The 20,899-nt window shown below is 46.3% G+C and carries 19 protein-coding genes; 10 read left to right on the top strand and 9 right to left on the bottom strand.

The features are described 5' to 3' along the window. Nucleotides 1-45: 45 nt before the first annotated feature. Both feoB and AC1IR0_RS10330 read right to left on the bottom strand, forming a co-directional pair. Nucleotides 46-1,902 carry a ferrous iron transporter B gene (gene feoB / locus AC1IR0_RS10335; RefSeq protein WP_409665576.1) on the bottom strand — a complete coding sequence of 619 codons (1,857 nt, stop codon included), beginning with the start codon at nt 1,900-1,902 and terminating at the stop codon, nt 46-48. Next, on the bottom strand, nt 1,899-2,159 hold the full coding sequence (locus AC1IR0_RS10330) for a FeoA family protein (RefSeq protein WP_005248420.1): 261 nt from the start codon (nt 2,157-2,159) through the stop codon (nt 1,899-1,901). The genes feoB and AC1IR0_RS10330 overlap by 4 nt, the downstream gene beginning before the upstream one ends. A 174-nt stretch (nt 2,160-2,333) precedes the next feature. Between AC1IR0_RS10330 and xerD the strand changes: the two genes are divergently transcribed. The 4 genes from xerD (at nt 2,334) to thrC (ending at nt 6,791) form a co-directional block, all read left to right on the top strand. Then, nucleotides 2,334-3,251: a site-specific tyrosine recombinase XerD gene (gene xerD / locus AC1IR0_RS10325; protein ID WP_479741379.1), complete on the top strand. Its 918-nt coding sequence runs from the start codon at nt 2,334-2,336 to the stop codon at nt 3,249-3,251. Nucleotides 3,252-3,350: 99 nt separating this feature from the next. After that, a complete protein-coding gene (locus AC1IR0_RS10320) occupies nt 3,351-4,160 on the top strand; it encodes a DsbC family protein (protein WP_114541464.1) in 810 nt (269 codons plus the stop codon). A gap of 127 nt (nt 4,161-4,287) precedes the next feature. Continuing rightward, the gene (locus AC1IR0_RS10315; protein ID WP_253102038.1) at nt 4,288-5,595 is read left to right on the top strand and encodes a homoserine dehydrogenase; all 1,308 of its coding nucleotides are present in this window, start codon (nt 4,288-4,290) and stop codon (nt 5,593-5,595) included. A 56-nt stretch (nt 5,596-5,651) separates the two neighbouring features. Beyond that, entirely contained in the window at nt 5,652-6,791 is a 1,140-nt protein-coding gene (gene thrC / locus AC1IR0_RS10310) for a threonine synthase (RefSeq protein ID WP_005248423.1), read from the top strand. Between the two features lie 59 nt (nt 6,792-6,850). On the opposite strand, the gene AC1IR0_RS10305 is transcribed toward thrC, so the two are convergent. After that, nucleotides 6,851-7,912: a serine hydrolase gene (locus AC1IR0_RS10305; protein ID WP_005108455.1), complete on the bottom strand. Its 1,062-nt coding sequence runs from the start codon at nt 7,910-7,912 to the stop codon at nt 6,851-6,853. A gap of 219 nt (nt 7,913-8,131) precedes the next feature. Here AC1IR0_RS10305 and gacA point away from each other — a divergent pair, with 219 nt between their 5' ends. Genes gacA through AC1IR0_RS10290 form a run of 3 tightly spaced genes read left to right on the top strand, consistent with a single transcriptional unit; the run spans nt 8,132 to nt 11,794 of the window. Further along, nucleotides 8,132-8,767: a response regulator transcription factor GacA gene (gacA, locus tag AC1IR0_RS10300; RefSeq protein ID WP_005108454.1), complete on the top strand. Its 636-nt coding sequence runs from the start codon at nt 8,132-8,134 to the stop codon at nt 8,765-8,767. 22 nt (nt 8,768-8,789) lie between these two features. After that, nucleotides 8,790-10,355, top strand: coding sequence for a sensor histidine kinase (locus AC1IR0_RS10295; RefSeq protein ID WP_253102035.1), 1,566 nt, complete (start codon nt 8,790-8,792; stop codon nt 10,353-10,355). Nucleotides 10,356-10,369: 14 nt separating this feature from the next. Then, complete coding sequence (locus AC1IR0_RS10290; RefSeq protein ID WP_409654560.1) at nt 10,370-11,794, top strand: sigma-54-dependent transcriptional regulator; 1,425 nt, start codon at nt 10,370-10,372, stop codon at nt 11,792-11,794. Here the strand turns inward: AC1IR0_RS10290 and AC1IR0_RS10285 are convergent, their stop codons facing one another. The 4 genes from AC1IR0_RS10285 to lptF all read right to left on the bottom strand — a co-directional run bounded on the left by AC1IR0_RS10285 (nt 11,795) and on the right by lptF (nt 16,843). Continuing rightward, nucleotides 11,795-12,967, bottom strand: a complete 1,173-nt coding sequence (locus tag AC1IR0_RS10285) for a S41 family peptidase (RefSeq protein ID WP_409654563.1) — start codon at nt 12,965-12,967, stop codon at nt 11,795-11,797. It abuts the gene before it with no gap. Nucleotides 12,968-12,997: 30 nt separating this feature from the next. Next, nucleotides 12,998-14,545 carry a 2,3-bisphosphoglycerate-independent phosphoglycerate mutase gene (gene gpmI / locus AC1IR0_RS10280; RefSeq protein ID WP_409654566.1) on the bottom strand — a complete coding sequence of 516 codons (1,548 nt, stop codon included), beginning with the start codon at nt 14,543-14,545 and terminating at the stop codon, nt 12,998-13,000. Nucleotides 14,546-14,669: 124 nt separating this feature from the next. Then, complete coding sequence (gene lptG / locus AC1IR0_RS10275; protein ID WP_004281054.1) at nt 14,670-15,740, bottom strand: LPS export ABC transporter permease LptG; 1,071 nt, start codon at nt 15,738-15,740, stop codon at nt 14,670-14,672. A 2-nt stretch (nt 15,741-15,742) separates the two neighbouring features. Beyond that, complete coding sequence (lptF, locus tag AC1IR0_RS10270) at nt 15,743-16,843, bottom strand: LPS export ABC transporter permease LptF (protein WP_004281053.1); 1,101 nt, start codon at nt 16,841-16,843, stop codon at nt 15,743-15,745. Nucleotides 16,844-16,999: 156 nt separating this feature from the next. Here lptF and AC1IR0_RS10265 point away from each other — a divergent pair, with 156 nt between their 5' ends. Genes AC1IR0_RS10265 through blhA form a run of 3 tightly spaced genes read left to right on the top strand, consistent with a single transcriptional unit; the run spans nt 17,000 to nt 19,504 of the window. Further along, a complete protein-coding gene (locus AC1IR0_RS10265; RefSeq protein ID WP_219307598.1) occupies nt 17,000-18,448 on the top strand; it encodes a leucyl aminopeptidase in 1,449 nt (482 codons plus the stop codon). Beyond that, nucleotides 18,441-18,848: a DNA polymerase III subunit chi gene (locus AC1IR0_RS10260; protein WP_005108444.1), complete on the top strand. Its 408-nt coding sequence runs from the start codon at nt 18,441-18,443 to the stop codon at nt 18,846-18,848. The genes AC1IR0_RS10265 and AC1IR0_RS10260 overlap by 8 nt, the downstream gene beginning before the upstream one ends. A gap of 26 nt (nt 18,849-18,874) precedes the next feature. Then, a complete protein-coding gene (blhA, locus tag AC1IR0_RS10255; RefSeq protein ID WP_409654571.1) occupies nt 18,875-19,504 on the top strand; it encodes a cell division protein BlhA in 630 nt (209 codons plus the stop codon). A 61-nt stretch (nt 19,505-19,565) separates the two neighbouring features. Here blhA and AC1IR0_RS10250 read toward each other — a convergent pair whose 3' ends face one another. Then, nucleotides 19,566-20,111, bottom strand: a complete 546-nt coding sequence (locus AC1IR0_RS10250; protein ID WP_005248429.1) for a VTT domain-containing protein — start codon at nt 20,109-20,111, stop codon at nt 19,566-19,568. Between the two features lie 109 nt (nt 20,112-20,220). Then, nucleotides 20,221-20,880, bottom strand: a complete 660-nt coding sequence (locus AC1IR0_RS10245; RefSeq protein ID WP_004732516.1) for a riboflavin synthase — start codon at nt 20,878-20,880, stop codon at nt 20,221-20,223. Between the last annotated feature and the right edge of the window lie 19 nt (nt 20,881-20,899).

Genomic DNA, 20,899 nt, shown 5'->3' with positions numbered 1-20,899 from the left:
CATATACAATGCAGCACACTCAATTGGCCAAGGCCAAACTGAGATTTAGCCCAAATAATATGAAGCAATTTGATAAGTCAGGAATGACATGAAATATGCCAGACCAAACAGGTAAATGGTCATGATACTGACAGTTTTCCAGGAACCCGTTTCACGTTTCACCGTTGCCAGGGTCGCCAGACAGTGTGGGGCATAAATAAACCACACCAGCAAAGACAAACCTGTCGCCACTGACCAGCCCAGATCACCTCCACCGCTGATCAGCGCAGCCAGACCTTCAGACATCGCATCTTCATCAACTGCCGACATCGCATAGACTGTGCCCAGTGCTGCAACGACCACTTCACGCGCTGCCATCGCCGGAATCAGGGCAATACAGATCTGCCAGTTAAAACCGAGGGGTGCAAAGATCGGTTGCATCAGATGACCGAGCATCCCTGCCAATGAATAATCAATGGCCGGCAGGGTTGCACCTTCTGGTGGCTGCGGGAACGTACACAGGAACCACAGCACAATCGATAAGGCGAAGATGATGCCGCCGACACGTTTCAAGAAGATTTTGCCGCGATCCAATAAGCCGATCCAAACGTTCTTCAAGTCCGGAAAACGGTAGCTTGGCAGTTCCATCAGCAGCATGTGCTGTGATTTATCTTTGTGGAAGAATTTCAACACAAAAGACACCAGCAAGGCACTTACGATACCTGCCATATAAAGACCGAAGAGCACCAGACCTTGCAGATTCAGGAAGCCCCAGACAGTTTGTGCGGGTACAAATGCCGCAATCAGCAAGGCATAAACCGGCAAACGCGCCGAACAGGTCATTAAAGGTGCAACAAAAATCGTGGTTAAACGATCTCGTGGATCACTAATGGTCCGCGATGCCATAATGCCGGGAATGGCACAGGCAAAGCTGGACAATAACGGAATAAAGGCACGTCCTGACAAACCGGCTTTAAACATCAGTTTATCGAGCAAGAATGCTGCACGCGGTAAATAACCCGATTCTTCCAGTACCAGAATAAAGAAGAACAAAATCAGAATTTGTGGCAGGAATACGACTACTCCGCCTGCACCGGCAATAATCCCATCTACCACCAAACTATTCAGCAAGGGATGCGAAATATATTCGCCGAGGAACTCACCCAACCAGCCGAAGAAGGATTCAATCCCATCCATAAACGGCGCAGCCCAGGCAAATACCGCCTGGAAAATCACGAACATCATCACGGCCAGACTAATTAAGCCCAGTACCGGATGCAGAAAAATCTTATCGAGGAAATCGGTACGTTTATCTTCCTGATCGACGAAATTGACCACGTCATTCAGAATGTTTTCCACGCGCTGGTGACTGTCACCTTTCAAGCCGCTGAGCTCAGTCTGTGGTACAGAATACTTGCCTTGATCCAACGCATTTTTCAGGTTTTCAATCCCTGAATTGCGCACAGCCACCGTTTCTACCACAGGTACGCCCAGTCGCTCAGACAGCTTCTGGGTATTGATCTGCATGCCACGACGGCGTGCTTCATCCATCATGTTCAGCACAACCAGCACCGGACGACCCAGCTGAATCATTTCCAGCACCAGACCCAAATGCAGTTTCAGATTGGTGGCATCTACCACACACAAAAATGCATCCTGCTCCTGCTCTTCCGCAATTTTACCTTGTACGACGTTGCGGGTGATTTCTTCATCCGGACTGGTCGCATCCAGACTATAAGTTCCCGGCAAATCCAGTACCCGTACCGCTTTGCCTGAGGCAAGCTGAAACGTACCGACTTTACGTTCAACCGTGACACCCGCATAGTTACCGACTTTTTGGCGCGTTCCGGTTAAATGGTTGAATAATGAAGTTTTACCGCAGTTAGGGTTACCGACAAGGGCAATACGTAATGTATCACTCATGCCGACACCGCCTGTTCGATTTCAATTTTGGCTGCTTCTGATTTACGCAAAGCAAAACGTGTGAATCCAACTTGAATCAAAATGGGATCTCCACCAAAAATACCTTTAGTAATGACTTGTACCTGTGTACCTGGTACAAAGCCTAAAGTTTCCAAACGACTCGCGACAACATCGTGTAGAGCACTTTCACCATCAGTTGTTCGACTCACTTTTCGAATGATGGCAATTTGTTTTGCTTTTAAATCAGACAAACGCACCGTGAAATTCCTAAACTATTTTGTACAGTATACAAACAAATGAGAATAATTAACAAATAAGATTAATTACATTTCGATTTAGCCTTATACCACATCGACACTGTCATAAAATTAAACTACAGTGGAGAATACCAATCCCGATTATCGCTTTTTCAGATCAGATCCTTTCACCCTATGCTGAATAAAAAACCCCGTATTCCTGCCCCTGTCCAGATTCCTGATGCGTTCAGTTATTTACAGGGTTTTCGTGATTATCTGATTGCGCAAACGGTCAGCCCGCATACCCGCAATGCCTATTTGTCCGATCTGGTGCAATGTGCAGAATGCCTGAGCAAGCCTCTACCGGAATGGAATCATGATGATATTTCTGATGTACTGATTGCGCTGACCAAACAGCAAAAAAGTCCACGTTCGATTGCCCGCTGCCTATCTGCCTTGCGCTCATTTTATAAATTTCTGCGTGAGCAGAAACTTCGTAGTGACAATCCGGTGGCTGCACATAAAACCCCGAAACTGGGCCGGGCCTTACCCAAAGATCTCTCCGAAGCTGATGTCGAAGCCCTGATTCATGCTCCGGATATCAACACGACATTAGGGCTGCGCGATCGCGCCATGTTTGAAGTGCTGTATGCCTGCGGACTCCGGGTGACCGAACTGATTAACTTACGTCTGGAACTGATCAACTTAAAACAGGGGTATTTACGTATCGTCGGTAAGGGCAATAAAGAACGCCTGGTTCCGATGGGACAAATGGCTTGTGAATGGGTAGAAAAATATCTGAACGAAGCCCGTCCGCAACTGTATAAGACTTCGACCGATTATCTGTTTCTGACCCAGCATGGCGGCATCATGAGCCGACAGAATTTCTGGTATGCGATTAAGCGTTATGCGCTGCAGGCCGGCATTCAGTCCGAACTGTCACCGCATACCTTACGTCATGCCTTTGCGACACATTTACTCAATCATGGCGCAGACTTACGCGTAGTGCAGATGTTGCTCGGGCATAGTGATCTGTCTACCACCCAGATTTATACCCATGTGGCACAGGTACGGATGCAACAGCTGCATGCCACCCATCATCCACGTGCTTAAAACATATCCGGATGGAATAAACTGAGAAGTTTGACGTGTGGGTATTTTTTTTTGTTATGCTAATACTCTGTTTTTAATCCAAGAAGAAAAGGGTTTTTTATGACATTTGCCCGCTCAAAAATTTTTATGGCTTGCACACTTGCTGCTGGTTTGGGTCTGACTGCGTGTTCCAATTCCACTAACAACGATAAAAAGCAAGAGTTGACTGCAAGCGCACCGGCGACGGGCGAAGCCTCTACCCTAACCGAACGTAATGCAGAACAGCGTCTGGCGTCTACGTTGGAAAAGCATTTCAAAACTGCTGGCATCAGTGCCAAAATTACTGACATTAAAGCCACTGAAGTTCCAAACCTGTACTGGGTGAGTCTGGAAGGCATGTCTGCGGTCTATGTCACCAGTGACGGTAAATACCTGATTCAGGGCGATGTGATCCGTCTCGGCGACAAACAGCTACACAATGTCAGCGAAAACCTGCAGGCAGGCATCAACAATAAACTCTTTGCTGAACTCAAGCCAGCAGACTTGCTGGTCTATCCAGCTAAAGGCAAAGCCAAGCATGTGGTCTATGTGTTTACCGATGTCAGTTGTCCGTATTGCCATAAATTCCATGAACAAATGGATGAGATGAATGCCAAAGGCATTGAAGTGCGTTATATCGCCTGGCCGCGTGGTGAACAGCATATGCCGGCCATGGAAGCAATCTGGTGCAGTGCCGACCGTCGCAGTGCCTTTGACCAAGCGATTGCGGGTGCACAGATTAGTGCAAAGAAATGTGAAAATCCTGTTCAAGATCAATATCAAATGGGTCTGAATATGGGCGTGAATGGCACCCCTGCCATTTATAATTCAGAAGGTACTTATCTGGGCGGTTACCTGTCTACATCGGAATTATTGAATCGGCTTAAATAACTCATTTTAATACGTTATTTAACTTTATTTTATAGATAAAGATATTCTGAAATGACCCTAGAGTCAGGCGGGTTTTTTAGCTATGATCTAGGCTCTTGTAAAAAACTGTTTATATTTGGAGTGTGACGTGAAACCAGTTCGTCTGGCAATCCTCGGTCTTGGTACTGTAGGTGGTGGTGCCTTGAAACTATTAAAAGAAAATGCTGCTGAGATCAAACGTCGCACCGGTCGTGAAATTGAAATTACCCATGTAGGCACCCGTCGTCCACGTCCTGATCTGGATCTGCCAGAATCGGTCAAACAAAGTGCCGACTTGATGGACATCGTACGTCAACCTGATGTAGACGTCGTGGTGGAAGTCATGGGCGGAATTCATCCTGCTTTTGAAATTATTATGGAAGCCATGGAACATGGCAAACATATTGTAACGGCCAACAAAGCACTCTTGGCTGAACACGGCAACGAACTGTTTAAAGCGGCTGAAGACAATGCCGTACAGATTGCCTATGAAGCCGCAGTGGCTGGTGGCATTCCAATTATTAAAGTGATTCGTGAAGGTCTGGCAGCCAACAAGATTGAATGGCTGGCCGGTATTATTAACGGTACGGGTAACTTCATTCTCAGTGAAATGCGTGAAAAAGGCCGTGCTTTTGAAGATGTGCTGAAAGAGGCTCAAGAACTGGGTTATGCTGAAGCTGATCCGACCTTTGATGTGGAAGGTATTGATGCTGCGCACAAGCTCACCATTCTGGCCTCATGTGCCTTTGGTATTCCGCTACAGTTTGACAAAGTCTTTACTGAAGGCATTGGCAAAGTCACTGCACAAGACGTGAAATATGCCGAAGACCTCGGTTTCCGGATTAAACACCTGGGTATTGCACGCCGTACTGATGCCGGGATTGAACTCCGTGTACACCCGACCCTGATTCCAGATGACCAGCTGATTGCCAATGTTAACGGCGTGAAAAATGCGGTTCTGGTACAAGCGAATGCGGTTGGCCCAACACTGTACTATGGTGCTGGCGCGGGTGCGGGACCAACGGCTTCTGCGGTTGTTGCCGATGTGGTTGATATTGTCCGTGACATTATTTACACAGAAGACGGCGCAGGCACCATTCCGCAACTGGCTTTTGAAGCGCTCAGTGATTTACCGATCTTGAGTCGTGAACAAATGACCACCGGCTATTACATCCGTATTAATGCCGAAGATCAGATGGGCGTGCTTGCCGATGTGACCACGATTCTCAGTCGTGCCGGCATCAGTATTGATGCGATCATGCAGCAACCACGTTTATCCAAAGACCTTATTCCTATCGTGATTCTGACTGATCCTATCGTCGAATCAAAAATGGATGCAGCGCTTTCACAAATTCAAGCATTACCCGTCATTCATGGCGAAATTGTACGAATTCGTTTAGAATCGCTTGATAATTAATCGGGTTGAGGGGAGCATTCCCCTTGCCAAGCTCTACACACAATTGGAACATCATCATGTCGAATGCCAATCGTTATACTGGTTTAGTTGACCGCTATCGCGACCGTTTACCAGTGTCTGCAACTACTCGTGCGATCTCTTTGGGTGAAGGTAATACTCCACTGATCAAGCTTGAGAATATTCCACGCATTATTGGTAAAGATGTTGAAATTTATGTGAAGTACGAGGGCTTAAACCCGACTGGTTCATTTAAAGACCGCGGTATGACTATGGCGGTGACCAAAGCCGTTGAAGAAGGCTCTAAAGCCATCATCTGCGCATCTACTGGTAACACCTCTGCGGCGGCGGCGGCATATGCTGCGCGTGCTGGCATCAAAGCATTCGTGCTCATCCCTGAAGGCAAAATTGCCATGGGTAAAATGGCTCAAGCGATGATGTATGGTGCGATCACCATGCAAATTCGCGGTAACTTCGATGACGGTATGCGTCTGGTTAAAGAAGTTGCCGATCAGGCACCGGTAACGATTGTAAACTCAATCAACCCATACCGCCTGCAAGGTCAAAAAACCATTGCTTATGAAATCGTTGAAGCTTTAGGTCGTGCACCGGATTATCACTGCCTGCCTGTAGGTAACGCGGGTAACATCACTGCACACTGGATGGGTTATACCGAAGCGGTGGCTAACCAGTCGAAAGAAGAATTTGAGCAAGTCGTTTACGATGCTGAAACTGATGCTTTCACTGGTCCTAAACCGGCAGGTTTGCCAATCATGGCAGGTTACCAAGCCTCTGGTGCTGCACCGTTCCTTCGTGGCGGTCCAGTAGAAAACCCGGAAACTGTTGCAACTGCGATTCGTATCGGCAATCCGCAAAGCTTCAATCATGCTAAAGCGGTTGTTCGTGATTCAAACGGCTGGTTTGATGAACTGACTGATGCGGAAATTCTTGAAGCTCAACGTCTGCTTTCTATGTATGAAGGTGTATTCGTAGAGCCTGCGTCTGCTGCGTCTGTCGGCGGTGCGATCCGTGATATTAAAGCGGGTAAAATTGCTGAAGGTTCAGTGATCGTATGTACCGTAACGGGTAACGGTCTGAAAGATCCAGACACTGCCATCAAGCAATGTGCTGATGCTGTGATGCTGTCGATTGATGCGACCATGACTCAAGTTAAAGACTCTATTCTGTCGAATATGTAATTTCGGCCAGAATTAAAAAAACCCTGCAAGTGCAGGGTTTTTTTTTATGAACCAATCAATTAGATTCGTTTAGGTTGCTGGCTAACCCAACTCATTAAACGGGTCGCATCATTGGTACGCGCCTGTGAGCTGTTTGCACCTAAAAGTACCACTGCCACAGGACGGTTATTCAGAGTGGTGTGCATCACCACACAGCGCCCTGCTTCATTAATAAAACCGGTTTTAGAAATATTGATATTCCATCCGCCATTACGTACCAAGGCATTGGTATTATTCGATTTCAATACACGATAACCCAAGTTAAAGTCATAGCTTGGCGTGGTCGAGAACTGACGAATCAGGCCGTATTGAGAGGCCGTATTTACCAAGATTCCCAAGTCACGAGCTGATGCCACGTTACCCGGATGCAAACCTGTTGATTCCATAAAGCGAGTGGAGTTCATTCCCAGCTCTTTAGCTTTTGCATTCATTTTGGCAATAAACGCTGATCGACCACCGGGATAGGTCCGTGCCAAAGCGGCTGCAGCCGGATTCTCGGACTTCATCAGAGCAAACAGTAAAGCTTCAGCACGGTTCATGCTGTCCCCTGCTCTTAAAGTCGAGCTTGAGCTTTTACAGCCTGAACAGGAAAAATCAGCCTGTTGCAGGGTGATTTTTTCCGACATATTCAGACGTGCATCAGAAATCACCACCGCTGTCATCAGCTTGGTAATCGATGCAATCGGATAGGCAGTATTGGTATTTTTGCTAAACAGCACTTCACCGGTTTGCGCATCCATGACCAGTGCAGCCCGTGCATTGACAGAAGGTTGATTACTAAAATGATTGGTATCAATAATCTGCGGCGCAGTATAAGCAGGTTTGATTACTGCTGGCGCTGCTGTGCCGGCCTGACGCAAAGTGGTGATCACTGTTGCAGACCCGGGTGGCGAAGGCTCATTGGCTGACGCATTAAAATCATCGCTCATTAACTGGTTAACTTCTTCAGAAGACCAACTAATGCTGGAACCGCCCTCTGCCGTGCCAGAATTCATAATGATTTCAGCAAAACTTGTCGTGCTCATGCTGATTAACACGGACAGGCCGAGTAGATGCCTTAAAGACTTGTTTATTTTCTTCACTATTCCTTCACTCAACTAACAGAGGTAAGATTGATTTGCGTATTACCTCTAATATGCCTTACATTTAAACACAATGCCGAACATTTTTTGTTCTTGACACTGTGTGATAAGTTTCAGATTTAATCTTGCGAATAGGATTGCTAATTTTGTACTTTCATTGCAAGCTTATTTTGCTTTATGTAACAAAAAAATGATTTTTTTAACAGAGGGAGAGCGTAGGTGATCACAGTTTTAGTTGTGGACGACCATGAATTAGTTCGTACTGGAATTTGCAGAATGCTAGAAGACCATGCGGAGGTTCAGGTAATTGGACAAGCTGAATCTGGTGAAGAAGCGATCTCTCTGGTTCGTCAACATCATCCTAATGTAGTTTTGTTAGATGTAAATATGCCGGGCATTGGCGGCGTAGAAACCACGCGCCGTCTACTTCAGAGTGCGCCGGAAACCAAAGTTCTAGCGGTCAGCGGTCTGGCAGAAGAGCCTTATCCGTCCCTGTTATTGAAAGCCGGTGCCAAAGGTTATATCACCAAAGGGGCCCCGATTTCGGAAATGGTCCGTGCGATTAACAAAGTCATGCAAGGCGGCAAATATTTCAGTGCAGACATTGCGGAACAGTTAGCAAGCTCTTACCTTTCTGATACACAACAATCGCCTTTTGATGCATTGTCAGAACGTGAAATGCAAGTCGCGATGATGGTCGTGAATTGTATCAGCGCCCAGGAAATTGCCGACAAGCTCTTTGTGAGTGTTAAAACCGTGAATACTTATCGTTACCGTATTTTTGAAAAACTGAATATCGATAGCGATGTTAAACTGACTCATCTGGCCATGCGCTATGGACTCATTAAACCTTAGCTTTTAACGATTTCCGGTGCATATGGCACAACAAAAAAACTATGCTGAACTGAATCAATACCATCTCGGTATCTGGTACAGCGCTTATCGTCTGCTGATCAGCACCGGTTTGTTACTGATTTTTCTGCTGACCTACCCCGAACTCACCACCGATTATCAATACCCGCAGCTGTATTATTATGCACTGGGAATCGGGGTTGCGATCAATACCGTACAGCTGTTTGTGCTGAAATGGATCAGACGCCTGATCCAGCCGCAGCTGATTATGATTTTCTTTAGCGATGTCTGCGTTTTAAGTTTGCTGACTTTGGCGAGCGACGGTCCTAATCTGCAAATTGGGCTGCTGTTTGTGATTACTATCTTTTCTGCATCTTTATTATTAGATGCAAAAAAGGCCTTGGTCGTCACCCTCATTGCAGTCATTAGTGTTATTTATCAGCATTTTATCGGCAGTATTTTTGCGTTTTCTTCACTCAGCAATATCAGTAATAGCGCCCTGCTGGCCTTTTTGTTTTTTGTGGTTTATGGCACTGGACAAATTGCCGTGCGCCGTTTTCAGATTCTGGAAAATTTGAATTTTTCTCAATCGCTGGAACTGCATCGCTTACAGAATATTAACCGCTATATTCTGGAACAGATTGAAACCGGTTATCTGGTTCTGGATGAAAACTATCATGTGGTACTCAGTAATCCTGCCGCCTGTAATCTTCTTGGAATTGAGTCCAAATACGGCCATGAGAAATTTACTTTATCTCAATCACAGCCAGATTTATTTGAACTGATCCATTTTGAAACGCTAGAAAATGGTGAGCGCTTTCAGTTTGAATCCCATCAAAGTCGCTATAATATTCATGTGCAGGTGCAAAAACTGATTGTGCCGCATCAGACTCTAATGCTACTGGTGTTACAGGATGCCAAAAAACTGAATCAGCAGGTGCAGCAACTTAAACTTGCTGCACTGGGTCAACTCTCAGCCAGTATTGCCCATGAAATTCGTAACCCCTTGGCGGCCATTGTGCAGGCCAATGATTTGTATCTGGACTCAGAAACTGAACAGCAACAGCTACTCCAGCAGATGATTGGCCGACAGGCGACCCGGATTGACCGGATTATTCAGGACACGCTGAATATGGTCAAAAATAAAGAAACCCACCCGATACCGATTCATCTCAATGAATTTATCCCGTTATTTATCCAGGAAGATCTGGCCGATATTCGCGATCAGATTCAATTTAATATTGATATCCCGCTAGTGATTCAGTTTGATGAAGCACAATTCCGGCAAATCCTGATTAATCTGATTCGTAATGCCATTCGTCACAATTCAGCAGATGCAGCCTATATTCAGCTGAATGTGCATCCTTATGAACATCGGGTCTGGATTGATGTACGGGATTTTGGCTCTGGCGTAGCCGTACATGATCAAGCGCTATTGTTCAAACCCTTTTTTAGCACATCGATTAGTGGTACCGGATTAGGATTGTATTTATCACATAGTTTTTGTGAAGCAAATCAGGCACAATTAAACTATATACAACAAGAACAGGGCGCATGCTTTCGCATCAGCTGTCAACGTATTACGCTTTAAAGGGGTCAAGGAAGATGAATGGGGAACAACAACCACTGGTGCTCTTGGTGGATGATGAGGAAGATTTATGTACCCTCATGCAAATGTCATTGCTGCGCATGGGAATTCGCACGCACATTGCCCATCGTTTGGAAGACGCTAAAAAATGCCTTGCCAATCATCAATATGATGCCTGTCTGACCGACCTAAACCTTCCCGATGGCAATGGTTTGGAGTTACTGGACTGGATTGGCAATCTTTACCCGGCACTTCCAGTCGCGGTTCTGACCGCCTATGGCAACATGGAAATCGCCATTGCTGCGCTCAAAGCCGGGGCCTTTGATTTTGTCAGTAAACCGATTAATCAGAAACATCTGGAACAGCTCTTACAAAAAGCCCTGAATAAACCGGTGGATTATTCGCATAATAATCCGAATGATGCGCTCGAACATAAAATGCTGATTGGACAATCCATGCCAATTCAGCAATTACGCATTACCTTACAAAAAATTGCCCGCTCACAAGCCCCAGTTTTTATCACTGGTGAATCAGGCACAGGTAAGGAAGTCGTGGCCAATCTGGTCCATCGCCTGAGTAACCGCAATGAAGGTCCTTTTATTGCGATTAACTGTGGCGCCATTCCGACTGAGTTGATGGAAAGCGAAATGTTTGGGCATAAGAAAGGCAGCTTTACCGGCGCTGCTCAGGACAAACAGGGACTGATTCAATCTGCCCATGGTGGCAGTCTGTTTCTGGATGAAATTGCAGAATTACCGCTTTCTATGCAGGTCAAATTGTTACGTGCCGTACAGGAAAAACGTATTCGTCCACTCGGTTCGGATACCGAAATTGATGTGGATTTCCGTGTGATCAGTGCCACGCATCAGGATCTGGAAGCCTTGGTGCAACAAGGCAAATTCCGTCAGGATTTATATTTCCGTATTCATGTAATGGATCTGACTTTACCGCCATTACGTGAACGCGGTCAGGATATTCTGCTATTGGCCGAACATTTCATTCAGAAGATTTGCCAGGAATGGGGCATTCCAAATAAAAAACTGACCGAACGTAGCAAAGATTTCTTATTGGGACGATATTATCCAGGTAATGTGCGTGAATTGCGTAATATTATGGAACGCGCGATTACTTTAAGTGATGAAGAGCGGATTGATCTTCAGCATTTGCAGAGCGCACCGCTACGTCAGGCGCTAAACAGCCCTCAGGAGATGAATACGCTCACGAGCGAGATCATTGCCACCGAAACCCTGATTGCACCTAAAAAGTTGCCTGAAGAGGGTCTAGAGCTGTATTTGGAAAAGGTCGAAAAAGAAATTTTACTGAATGCGCTGAATCTGACCCATTGGAACCGGACACTGGCCGCAAAAAAACTCGGCATGTCGTTCCGTTCCCTGCGCTATCGCTTGAAAAAGTTCGGCCTGGATACCGAAGAAGACGAATAATTATTTTTGCAGGAGCAGCAAGTCTGTGACATGTTCCAGATAGCTCTCCTCACGCATTTCCTGCTTAAACGGATAGTTGAAATGCGGCTGCACGCCCCGCCCTTCAATCATCTGGCCACTCGGGCTAAAGTATTGCGATACGGTCATCTGTAAGGCTGAACCATTGCTTAAAGGAAAGAGTTTCTGTACTACGCCTTTGCCATAGCTTTTTTCGCCTACGACCCAAGCACGGTTATGTTCTTTCAGGGCTGCAGTAAACACTTCTGCTGCAGAAGCCGAGCGGTTGTTAATCAGCACCCCAACTTTCAGATTCTGGAACTCAAAACTCGGTAAGGCCTGAAATTGCTGATTGCCTTCAGCACGGCTTTTGGTCGATACAATCACGCCCTGATTCAAAAATAAATCGGCAGATTCAACTGCGGCCGAGAGTAAGCCACCGGGATTATTGCGTAAATCAAATAGCACGGCTTTTAGGCGCTTGTCGGCATAACTTTCAATCAGGCGCTTGATTTCATTGGCAGTATCTTGCTGAAAAACCTTGACCTGCAATACCAGTACCTGATTATTGTGCAAGCTCGATTTAATTTCAGTATCTAGTTTGGTATTGCGGACCAGACGAACGGCCGGACTTTGCGGGGAAAGCTGGATCGTGAGCGTAGAGCCAAGTGCTCCGCTCAATAACTGCCGGACTTGTTCCTGATTCAGGCTACTTAATACCTGATCGTCAATTTTATAAACAGTGACGCCATTACGCAGTCCCTGCTTGGCTGAATCTGCATCGGCATTCAAGCCCTGAACCACCCATTGCTTCATCCGCGGGTCAAATTGCAGATCAAAATCAATGCTGGCCAGATCACCTTCGGTATATTCACGCAGCTGCTTATAATCTTCAGGCGACAAATAGCGGGAATAGCGGTCTAAGCCACTGACCAGACCCTGAATGGCCTGTTGGAATAAGGCATCGTCATTTTTATCTTGAATATAATTGTCTTTTACAATGCCATAAATTTGCACAAATTCCTGAATGGATGCTACGGGAATTTCAGAATAGACCTGCCCATCCATTTCCATATCATCGAATGCCGGCTCATTTGAACCCGCCCCCCAGGCTGAATGACTCAAACACATCAGTAAGCATGGTATTACAACAGACTTCCAGCGTGTTCTTGCCATTCTTTGACCTTTTTAGAATTTTATCGAAAATTATGCATCAAGCTGAATCAGGTTACGACCTTGCATTTCAGCAGGTACCGGAACTTGCATCAGGCTTAATAAAGTCGGTGCGACATCTGCCAGTACACCGCCTTCTGCGATCGTGGCCTGAGTTGGACCCACATAAATAAATGGAACTAGTTCAGTGGTATGCTGAGTATGTACCTGACCACTGTGATAGTCCTGCATCTGCTCTACGTTACCATGATCGGCAGTCACAATCATATGACCTTTTTGCGCCATCACGGCTTCGTAAACCCGGCCCAAACAGGTATCAACCGCTTCTACTGCTTTCACCGCAGCATCGAATACGCCAGTATGACCAACCATATCCCCATTGGCAAAGTTCACGACCAGCAGGTCAAATTCACCTGAATTGATCGCAGCCACCAGCTCATCAGTCACTTCATAAGCACTCATTTCAGGTTTGAGGTCATAAGTGGCTACGTTTGGCGATGGAATCAGGATACGTTTTTCACCCGGATATTCATCTTCACGGCCGCCGCTGAAGAAGAAGGTCACATGCGCATACTTTTCTGTTTCCGCGATACGCAGCTGGGTTTTACCCAGGTTAGAGAGGTATTCGCCAATCGAGTTGACCAATGCTTCAGGCATATACGCCACAGGTGCATCAATCGTGGCTTGATAACGCGTCAACATGACAAATCTCGCCAGATTTGGCACGACTTTGCGCTCGAAACCAGTAAAGTCTTTTTCCACAAATGCGCGGGTCAATTCACGGGCACGATCGGCACGGAAGTTCATGAATACGACACTATCGCCATCCTGAATTTTTGCCAGCTCGCCAATACGGGTCGCTTTGACAAACTCATCTGACTCATCGGCTGCGTAAGCCTGTTCCAGACCTTCAACTGCGCTGACAGCTGTACGAACCGCTTCACCTTCAGTCAGCAGACGATAAGCCTGTTCAACACGATCCCAACGGTTATCACGGTCCATGGCAAAATAACGGCCAATCACAGTCGCAATACGACCTTGACCTGGATATTGTGCGAATAAGGCATCAAGCTTTTCTAAAGAAGGCTGTGCGCTTTTAGGCGGTGTATCACGACCATCTAAAAATGCATGTAAATAGACTTTCACACCGCGTTTCAGGGCCAGTTCAGCCATCGCCACGATATGATCTTCATGTGAGTGCACACCGCCTTCAGACAAAAGACCAAGCAAATGTACTGCCCCACCTGAAGCTTTGGCTTTCTCCACCGCATCGACCAACACTTCATGTTCAAAGAAGTCGCCCGTACGAATGTCTTTGGTAATTCGGGTAAAGTCCTGATACAGCACACGACCTGCACCGAGGTTCATATGTCCAACTTCAGAGTTACCCATCTGGCCATCCGGCAGGCCGACATCTTCACCTGAACCCGAGATCAAACCATGCGGATGCTTGTCCTGTATCGCAGTTAAATTTGGTCGTTTAGCTGCTAAAAACGCATTGTCTTCGACCGCTTCGCGATGACCCACACCATCCATAATCACCAAAACGTGAGGGATTTTGCCAGCAGTTGCATCCGTCATAATGAAATACTCTGTTCGTCTACGAATTAATCGCTCTATTTTAGCGAAGTTTATAAAAAGAGGCCATGACCCGTATATGGTTTAAGCCTCTCATGATGATTGATTTGTTCTATTTTCCTGTGCCTTAGCGCGCCCGATGCAGCAAGTATCCGCCGATGCCGAACATGATCAGAATCGGAATAAACACGAACCAGGCCGGAGATGGTGCATAAATCAGACTGGCATAGCCGAGGAAATCCTGCAGATAGAAGAAACCTAGTCCGGCAAATAAGGCAATCACCAGACGGAAACCCATGGATTGCTGACGCAACGGCCCGAAGATAAATGAACAGGCAATCACCACCAGTGCGATCAGGGCAAAAGGCGAACCGAGTTTTTGCCAGAAGGCTAACTGATAGGTTTTAGGCACCTGGCTGTATTCATGCATATAGCTCATGAAACTAACCAGTTGACTCGGCGATAAATCTTCAGGATCAATCGTCACCATATGCACATATTTAGGCTGTAATGCTAGCGCTAGAGGTTGCTGTTGCTGCTTAACCAGTGTGGCATTACCATTTTGGAGAATATCGAACTGCTCTGTGTTGTCCAGCGTCCAGGAACCATCTTTAACAAATTGGCCCTGATCTGCCTGCAAGGTACCGCGCAAACGATAGTTCTGGTCAAAGTCCAGCATCTGCACATTTTTCAACTGACCTTGCGAGTTAGCATAATCGATATAAATAAAGCGCTGCCCTTCCCGAGTCCAGTAACCACGAACTTCACCGAGCTGAGCGGCTTTACTGGCACTTTTTACGCTTTTGGCCTGTTCATTGGTATAAGGAATGACCCACTCGCTCAGGGCAAATGACAACACCACCAACAACAGTGCTGAACGGATCACCCACCCGACAATACGCCATAAGCTCACGCCGACCGAACGCATCACAATCAGCTCACTATTCGAGGCTAATGTACCAAGACCTAAAACTGCACCAATCAGTGCAGAAATCGGCAGGATTTCATATAAATAATTTGGTGCTCCCCAAAGCACATATTTCAAGGCATCCCAGGCACCATAACCATCTTTGAGCGAACCAAGCTCACCCAGATAAGTAAATAATACCTGTAAACCCGCCAATACTGCGGTTGCACCCAGCATCGCCAGCGCAGTGGTTTGGGTCACATGTTTTGCAACTATACGACGTGCCAACATTGTTAAGACCTCACTCGCTGAATCTGTTTCTTGATTTTCGGGCCTAATTTCTGTTTACGCGAGAACAAGGCACCCGCAATTGCATAGGCAATCAGAATCAATGGATAGGCCCAAATGCCCATTTCTTCTTTACTGATCCGCGTCTTCACTGCCATCAGGGCCACAATCAGACTGGCAAAAATCATGAGGGCAGGAAATAACTTGAGATATCGACCCTGTCGTGGACTCACTTCAGACAAGGCCACAGCCAGAATCAGGGCAATCAGAATCGCAAAAGGAACAAACACCCGCCAGCCCAACTCACTGGCCACCACAGGATCCTGACGGTTCTGCCACAATTGCGAGGTCGGTAAGGCCTCAACTTCAGTACTGGCAAATTGCGCTTCTTCATCGCTTTCTAAGCGCAGACGATAGCTTTCAAATTCAGCTTGAGTATATTGCGGTGTACCCGGATAGATCTCATAACGGCGTCCATTGACCAAATCCACCACATTGGCAGCATCATTCGGTACTTCAATTCGGGTGGCTTCCTGCGCCAGAATCATCACATCCGGTTTGCCTTCTTTTTCCGCACGCTGATAAAAGAAAATATCTTTTAAATTTTTACGGTCTTCTGACAGGTCACCGGCATAAATGGTATAGGGCCCAGAGGAGATAAATTCTTTCGGTCGCACCAGGTCAAAGCCGGTACGTACCGCCTGACTGGTGGTCAGGGCTTCAAACTGGCGAATGCCCCACGGCGCAGCCCACAGCATCAATCCGGCCTGAGCAATCAAAAACACCAGGGTCATCGGCACCAGTAGACGCGCCAATTGATGCCGACTGACGCCACTGCCATTCATCACGGCCATTTCATGGTCGACATATAAACGGCCAAACACCAGCATCAGTCCAATAAAGAAACCGAGCGGAAGAATCAGGGTCAAGAATTCAGGCAAACGGTAGCCAATAATGCTAAATAAAATGCCTGCATCCAGACGGCCTTGCGCCGCAACACCAAAATACTTGATCAGTCGACCGCCCATCATGATCAAGGTCAATAAGGCAATCACCACCAAGGATGTCGAGACAACTTGCTTGACCAGATAACGCCGAATAATCAAATTAATTCTTCCAAAATAAGGTCCATAAAACGAGTGCTAGTTTACCCGAATAGCAAAAATATAAAACCTAGGCCGCCCTGCCCATTGAAAATCTATTCGGATAAATGTTTCAATGACTGAATGATTTACCCATCTAGACAGGCGTGAAAACAGAATATGAAACTTACAATTAATACGTCATTCCCAGAGAATGGATCAAGTCAATCTTTGTTGATTTTAGTTGACTCAGAACAACTTCAGAATACAACCGCAACCTATCAAATCAATAATTTAGACACATTAATTGAAGCCTCTCAATTCAAGGCAGCGTTGGCGGAAAGCCTGAGCCTGATTGGTCAGGTGAGCCAGTCCAGCCATGCAGCACTAATTGGTTTAGGCAAGGTCGCTGAACTGCAACCGGCAAAACTTGCAAAAATCGCGCAAACTATTATTCAAGTCACTCAAAAAAAATTCAAACAGATTTCTGTAGATCTGACACAACTTCCACAAGAATTCCATTATCTGTTTGCGCTCTTCCTGACTCAGGCCAGCTATGGTTATGATGAATATAAATCCAAGAAGAATGAATTTGTGCTCGAGCAGATCGACCTGATTGCCACTCATAGCGTCTTAACTACCGAACAGTTGCAACTGGTACAAGCAGTGCAAAGCGGACAAAATCTGGCACGTGACCTGGGCAACCGTCCGGGCAATATCTGTTTCCCTGAATATCTTGCAGAACAGGCGGTGGCTTTGGCGGCTGAATATCCAGACCTACTTAAAGTCACAGTGCTGGATGAACAGCAAATGGCAGATTTAGGCATGGGCGCCTTCCTTGCGGTAAGTAAAGGTTCAGAGCGTCCTGGTCGGATTATCAGCATAGAATATCAGTCAGAGCGTAGCGAAGCACCGGTAGTCTTGGTGGGTAAAGGCATTACGTTTGATACCGGCGGTATTTCCCTTAAACCAGGCGCAGGCATGGACGAGATGAAATACGACATGTGCGGTGCAGCTTCTGTACTCGGTACAATGCGTGCATTGTGCGAAGCCCGCTTACCTCTACATGTGGTGGGAACCATCGCTGCAGCAGAAAACATGCCTTCAGGTAAAGCCACCCGTCCTGGTGATATCGTAACGACCATGAGCGGTCAGACGGTTGAAATCCTGAATACCGATGCCGAAGGTCGTTTGGTCCTATGTGATACCTTGACCTATGTAAAACGTTTTAATCCTGCTTTGGTGATTGATATTGCGACCTTAACCGGTGCCTGTGTGGTCGCTTTGGGTTCAGTACTAACGGGTCTGTTCACGCCAGATGATAAACTGGCAGCAGAACTAGAAGCTGCCGGCCAGCACTCCTTTGACCGGGTATGGCGTATGCCGGTACTGGATGACTATCAGGAACAGCTGGATTCACCATTTGCCGACATTGGCAATATCGGTGGGCCAAAAGCTGGTTCTGTGACTGCAGCCTGCTTCCTGCAACGTTTTACCCGTGAATATCGCTGGGCACATCTGGATGTTGCAGGTACGGCATGGAACTCAGGTACCAATAAAGGTGCAACCGGCCGTCCAGTTCCATTATTGATGCAATTCCTGGCGAATCGCGTTCAAAGCAATGGCTAAAGTCAGCTTTTATTTATTTGAAAAAAGCCCTGAACGACAAGTGGACAGCACTTGTCGTTTATGCCGTAAGATTCTGCGTCAGCCGGCGCGGATCTGGTTATTATGTGCCGATGCAGCATTGCAACAGCAGCTAGATGAACGTTTGTGGAGTTTTGACCCCAGCAGCTTTATTCCACATGGTATTGACCAGCCTGAGTCAACAGTCTGTATTTCGGCGACACTACCAGAACAGTCCAACTGGATTATTTTCAATTTTAATCCGGAAGCACTTGAACCTTACGCAAAATTTAGTCACATTATTGAGATCATTGAAAACCATGAAACGGCTAAACAGCTGGGACGTGAAAAATTCAAGCAATATCGTCGTTTAGGTATTGAACCGGACACCCATAAGCTTTAACTGATATCATCCACAAGGAGAGGCACGTGGCATTAAATGTAGGTCCCGATTTTAAACAGCGCTGGTTAAATGTGCCGGAAGCTGTACGTCAGACCTTTATCGATGACCTCTCTCGGATCTGCGATATTTTAAAACCAGAAACGTCTTTGGAAGAATGGCAGAGTCGCGACCAGCGCTTACAGCAAGAATCTGAACGCAAGATTGAAGCTGCCTATGCACAGCGCAAGGCCGAATTAATTGAAGAAGCCCGTATTCGCAAACAGCTCGCGCTTGAAAAAGCCTTGGCCGAGAAACGTGCTGAAGAACAGGCCTATCAAGAACAGCTACGTCATGAGGAACAGCGTAAATTTAGCGAACAGAGTGAGGTGCTTGCTGAAATAAATACGCATCTAGAGGCTGAAGTGCAGCACTATGTCGCACGTTATGCAAAAAATCCTGAGACGACTTTTGATTTTGCCAAAGGTCGCATCCAGATTGAGGACCAGTCCATTTTATCCGAATTAGAAAGTGTGCGTTTACGTCTGGAACTTGAGGCAGAAACCGTGATTGAACAGACCGTGAATGCACTTCGTGAAAAAATGCGTGCGGCAGCCAAAGAAGAAATCGAGTATATGCTGAAAAATTCTGAATTTTCTGATCAGCCACGCAATATTTAAATGATCCTTTCACATTAAAAAAGCCCGAAAATTCGGGCTTTTTTATCTTCTATGTCGCATCTTAAAAAAAATCTGCCAGCATAAAGGCAGCATTTCCGAGCAGATAGCCAATGCTTAATAAAGTGCCAATCCAGAGGATGCCACCCGCAATATTATAAAAGCTGAATGTGGCAAAGCTCATATGCGCTGAACCGGCAGCAAAAGGGCCAAATGAGCGGACAAAGGGAATAAAACGTGCGATTAAAATAGTTTTACCGCCATGTTTCATAAAATAGTGGTTGGTTTTCACCATATATTCCGGCTTAAAATAGCGTGAATGTTGATTGAAATATTTTAAGCCAAGAACTTTTCCGGTGTAATAATTCACGCTATAGCCCAGCACCGAAGCAGTGAATAACAACAGCCCCATCGAATGCAGGGTCACCAGATCGCTGCTGGCACATAAAGCTCCCACAGCCAGCAATAGACTGTCGCCGGGCAGGAAAAAGAAAAACACTGAACCGGTTTCTGCAAAAATCACCAGAAACAGGATTGCATAAATCCATACCCCATATTGATCGAGCAATAGCGGCAATGACTGTTCCAAGTTAAGTAAAAAATCGAGCATTCGACCCGTCCACCAAGGCAATATTTGCAAGTTGAACTGCTGATTATCCCGAAAAATAAAAAAACAGTCTAATTTTTCAATCAGACTGTTCAGTAAATCAACATTTCTCTTATTTTAAGAAACCATTTTCAGCCAGAAAATCCATGCTGATTTTCGATTGTTCAGTGGTTTCGGCGGCTTTATCACCGAGCAATAAACGCTCGATATAACGTGCCAGCACATCAACCTCCAGATTGACCTTGCTGCCAACTTTCCAGGTACCGATATTGGTACGTTCAGCCGTATGCGGAATCAGGTTCAGACTGATCACACTGCCACGCAAATGATTAATCGTCAGGCTAATACCATCAACTGTAACCGAGCCTTTTTCTGCCAGGTATTTGGCAATTTCAGCAGGCGCAGTCACTTCATAATAAATCGAGCGGGCATCTTCACGAACCAGCGTGATCTCGCCGACTGCATCGACATGACCTGACACAATATGACCGCCAAAACGCGTAGTCGGCAACATGGCTTTTTCAACATTGACAGGTTGACCGGCTTTCCAGGTGCCGAGCGTGGTCCGGTTCAGACTTTCACGGGAAACATCAGCCGCATACCAGTTCTCGCCCCAGTCGATCACGGTCAGGCAGATGCCGTTGGTCGCAATAGAATCACCCAGATGTACATCAGACATGTCCAGATCGGTCTGGATGCGTAAACGTACATCGCCGCCAACGCTTTGCAGACTTTCGACTTTGCCGAGGCTTTCGATAATACCTGTAAACATTTTTATTTCCTTTTCAATT

This window comes from Acinetobacter sp. 129952, assembly GCF_056642055.1.
Note: the sequence above shows the minus strand (reverse complement) of the source record. Positions and strands in the feature narration are given on the sequence as shown.

Bases quoted from the DNA above. Each gene is read 5' to 3' on its own strand.
- feoB (WP_409665576.1), bottom strand. From the start codon at position 1,902: ATGAGTGATACATTACGTATTGCCCTTGTCGGTAACCCTAACTGCGGT.
- xerD (WP_479741379.1), top strand. From the start codon at position 2,334: ATGCTGAATAAAAAACCCCGTATTCCTGCCCCTGTCCAGATTCCTGAT.
- AC1IR0_RS10320 (WP_114541464.1), top strand. From the start codon at position 3,351: ATGACATTTGCCCGCTCAAAAATTTTTATGGCTTGCACACTTGCTGCT.
- thrC (WP_005248423.1), top strand. From the start codon at position 5,652: ATGTCGAATGCCAATCGTTATACTGGTTTAGTTGACCGCTATCGCGAC.
- AC1IR0_RS10295 (WP_253102035.1), top strand. From the start codon at position 8,790: ATGGCACAACAAAAAAACTATGCTGAACTGAATCAATACCATCTCGGT.
- AC1IR0_RS10290 (WP_409654560.1), top strand. From the start codon at position 10,370: ATGAATGGGGAACAACAACCACTGGTGCTCTTGGTGGATGATGAGGAA.
- AC1IR0_RS10285 (WP_409654563.1), bottom strand. From the start codon at position 12,967: ATGGCAAGAACACGCTGGAAGTCTGTTGTAATACCATGCTTACTGATG.
- gpmI (WP_409654566.1), bottom strand. From the start codon at position 14,545: ATGACGGATGCAACTGCTGGCAAAATCCCTCACGTTTTGGTGATTATG.
- lptG (WP_004281054.1), bottom strand. From the start codon at position 15,740: ATGTTGGCACGTCGTATAGTTGCAAAACATGTGACCCAAACCACTGCG.
- AC1IR0_RS10265 (WP_219307598.1), top strand. From the start codon at position 17,000: ATGAAACTTACAATTAATACGTCATTCCCAGAGAATGGATCAAGTCAA.
- AC1IR0_RS10260 (WP_005108444.1), top strand. From the start codon at position 18,441: ATGGCTAAAGTCAGCTTTTATTTATTTGAAAAAAGCCCTGAACGACAA.
- AC1IR0_RS10250 (WP_005248429.1), bottom strand. From the start codon at position 20,111: ATGCTCGATTTTTTACTTAACTTGGAACAGTCATTGCCGCTATTGCTC.
- AC1IR0_RS10245 (WP_004732516.1), bottom strand. From the start codon at position 20,880: ATGTTTACAGGTATTATCGAAAGCCTCGGCAAAGTCGAAAGTCTGCAA.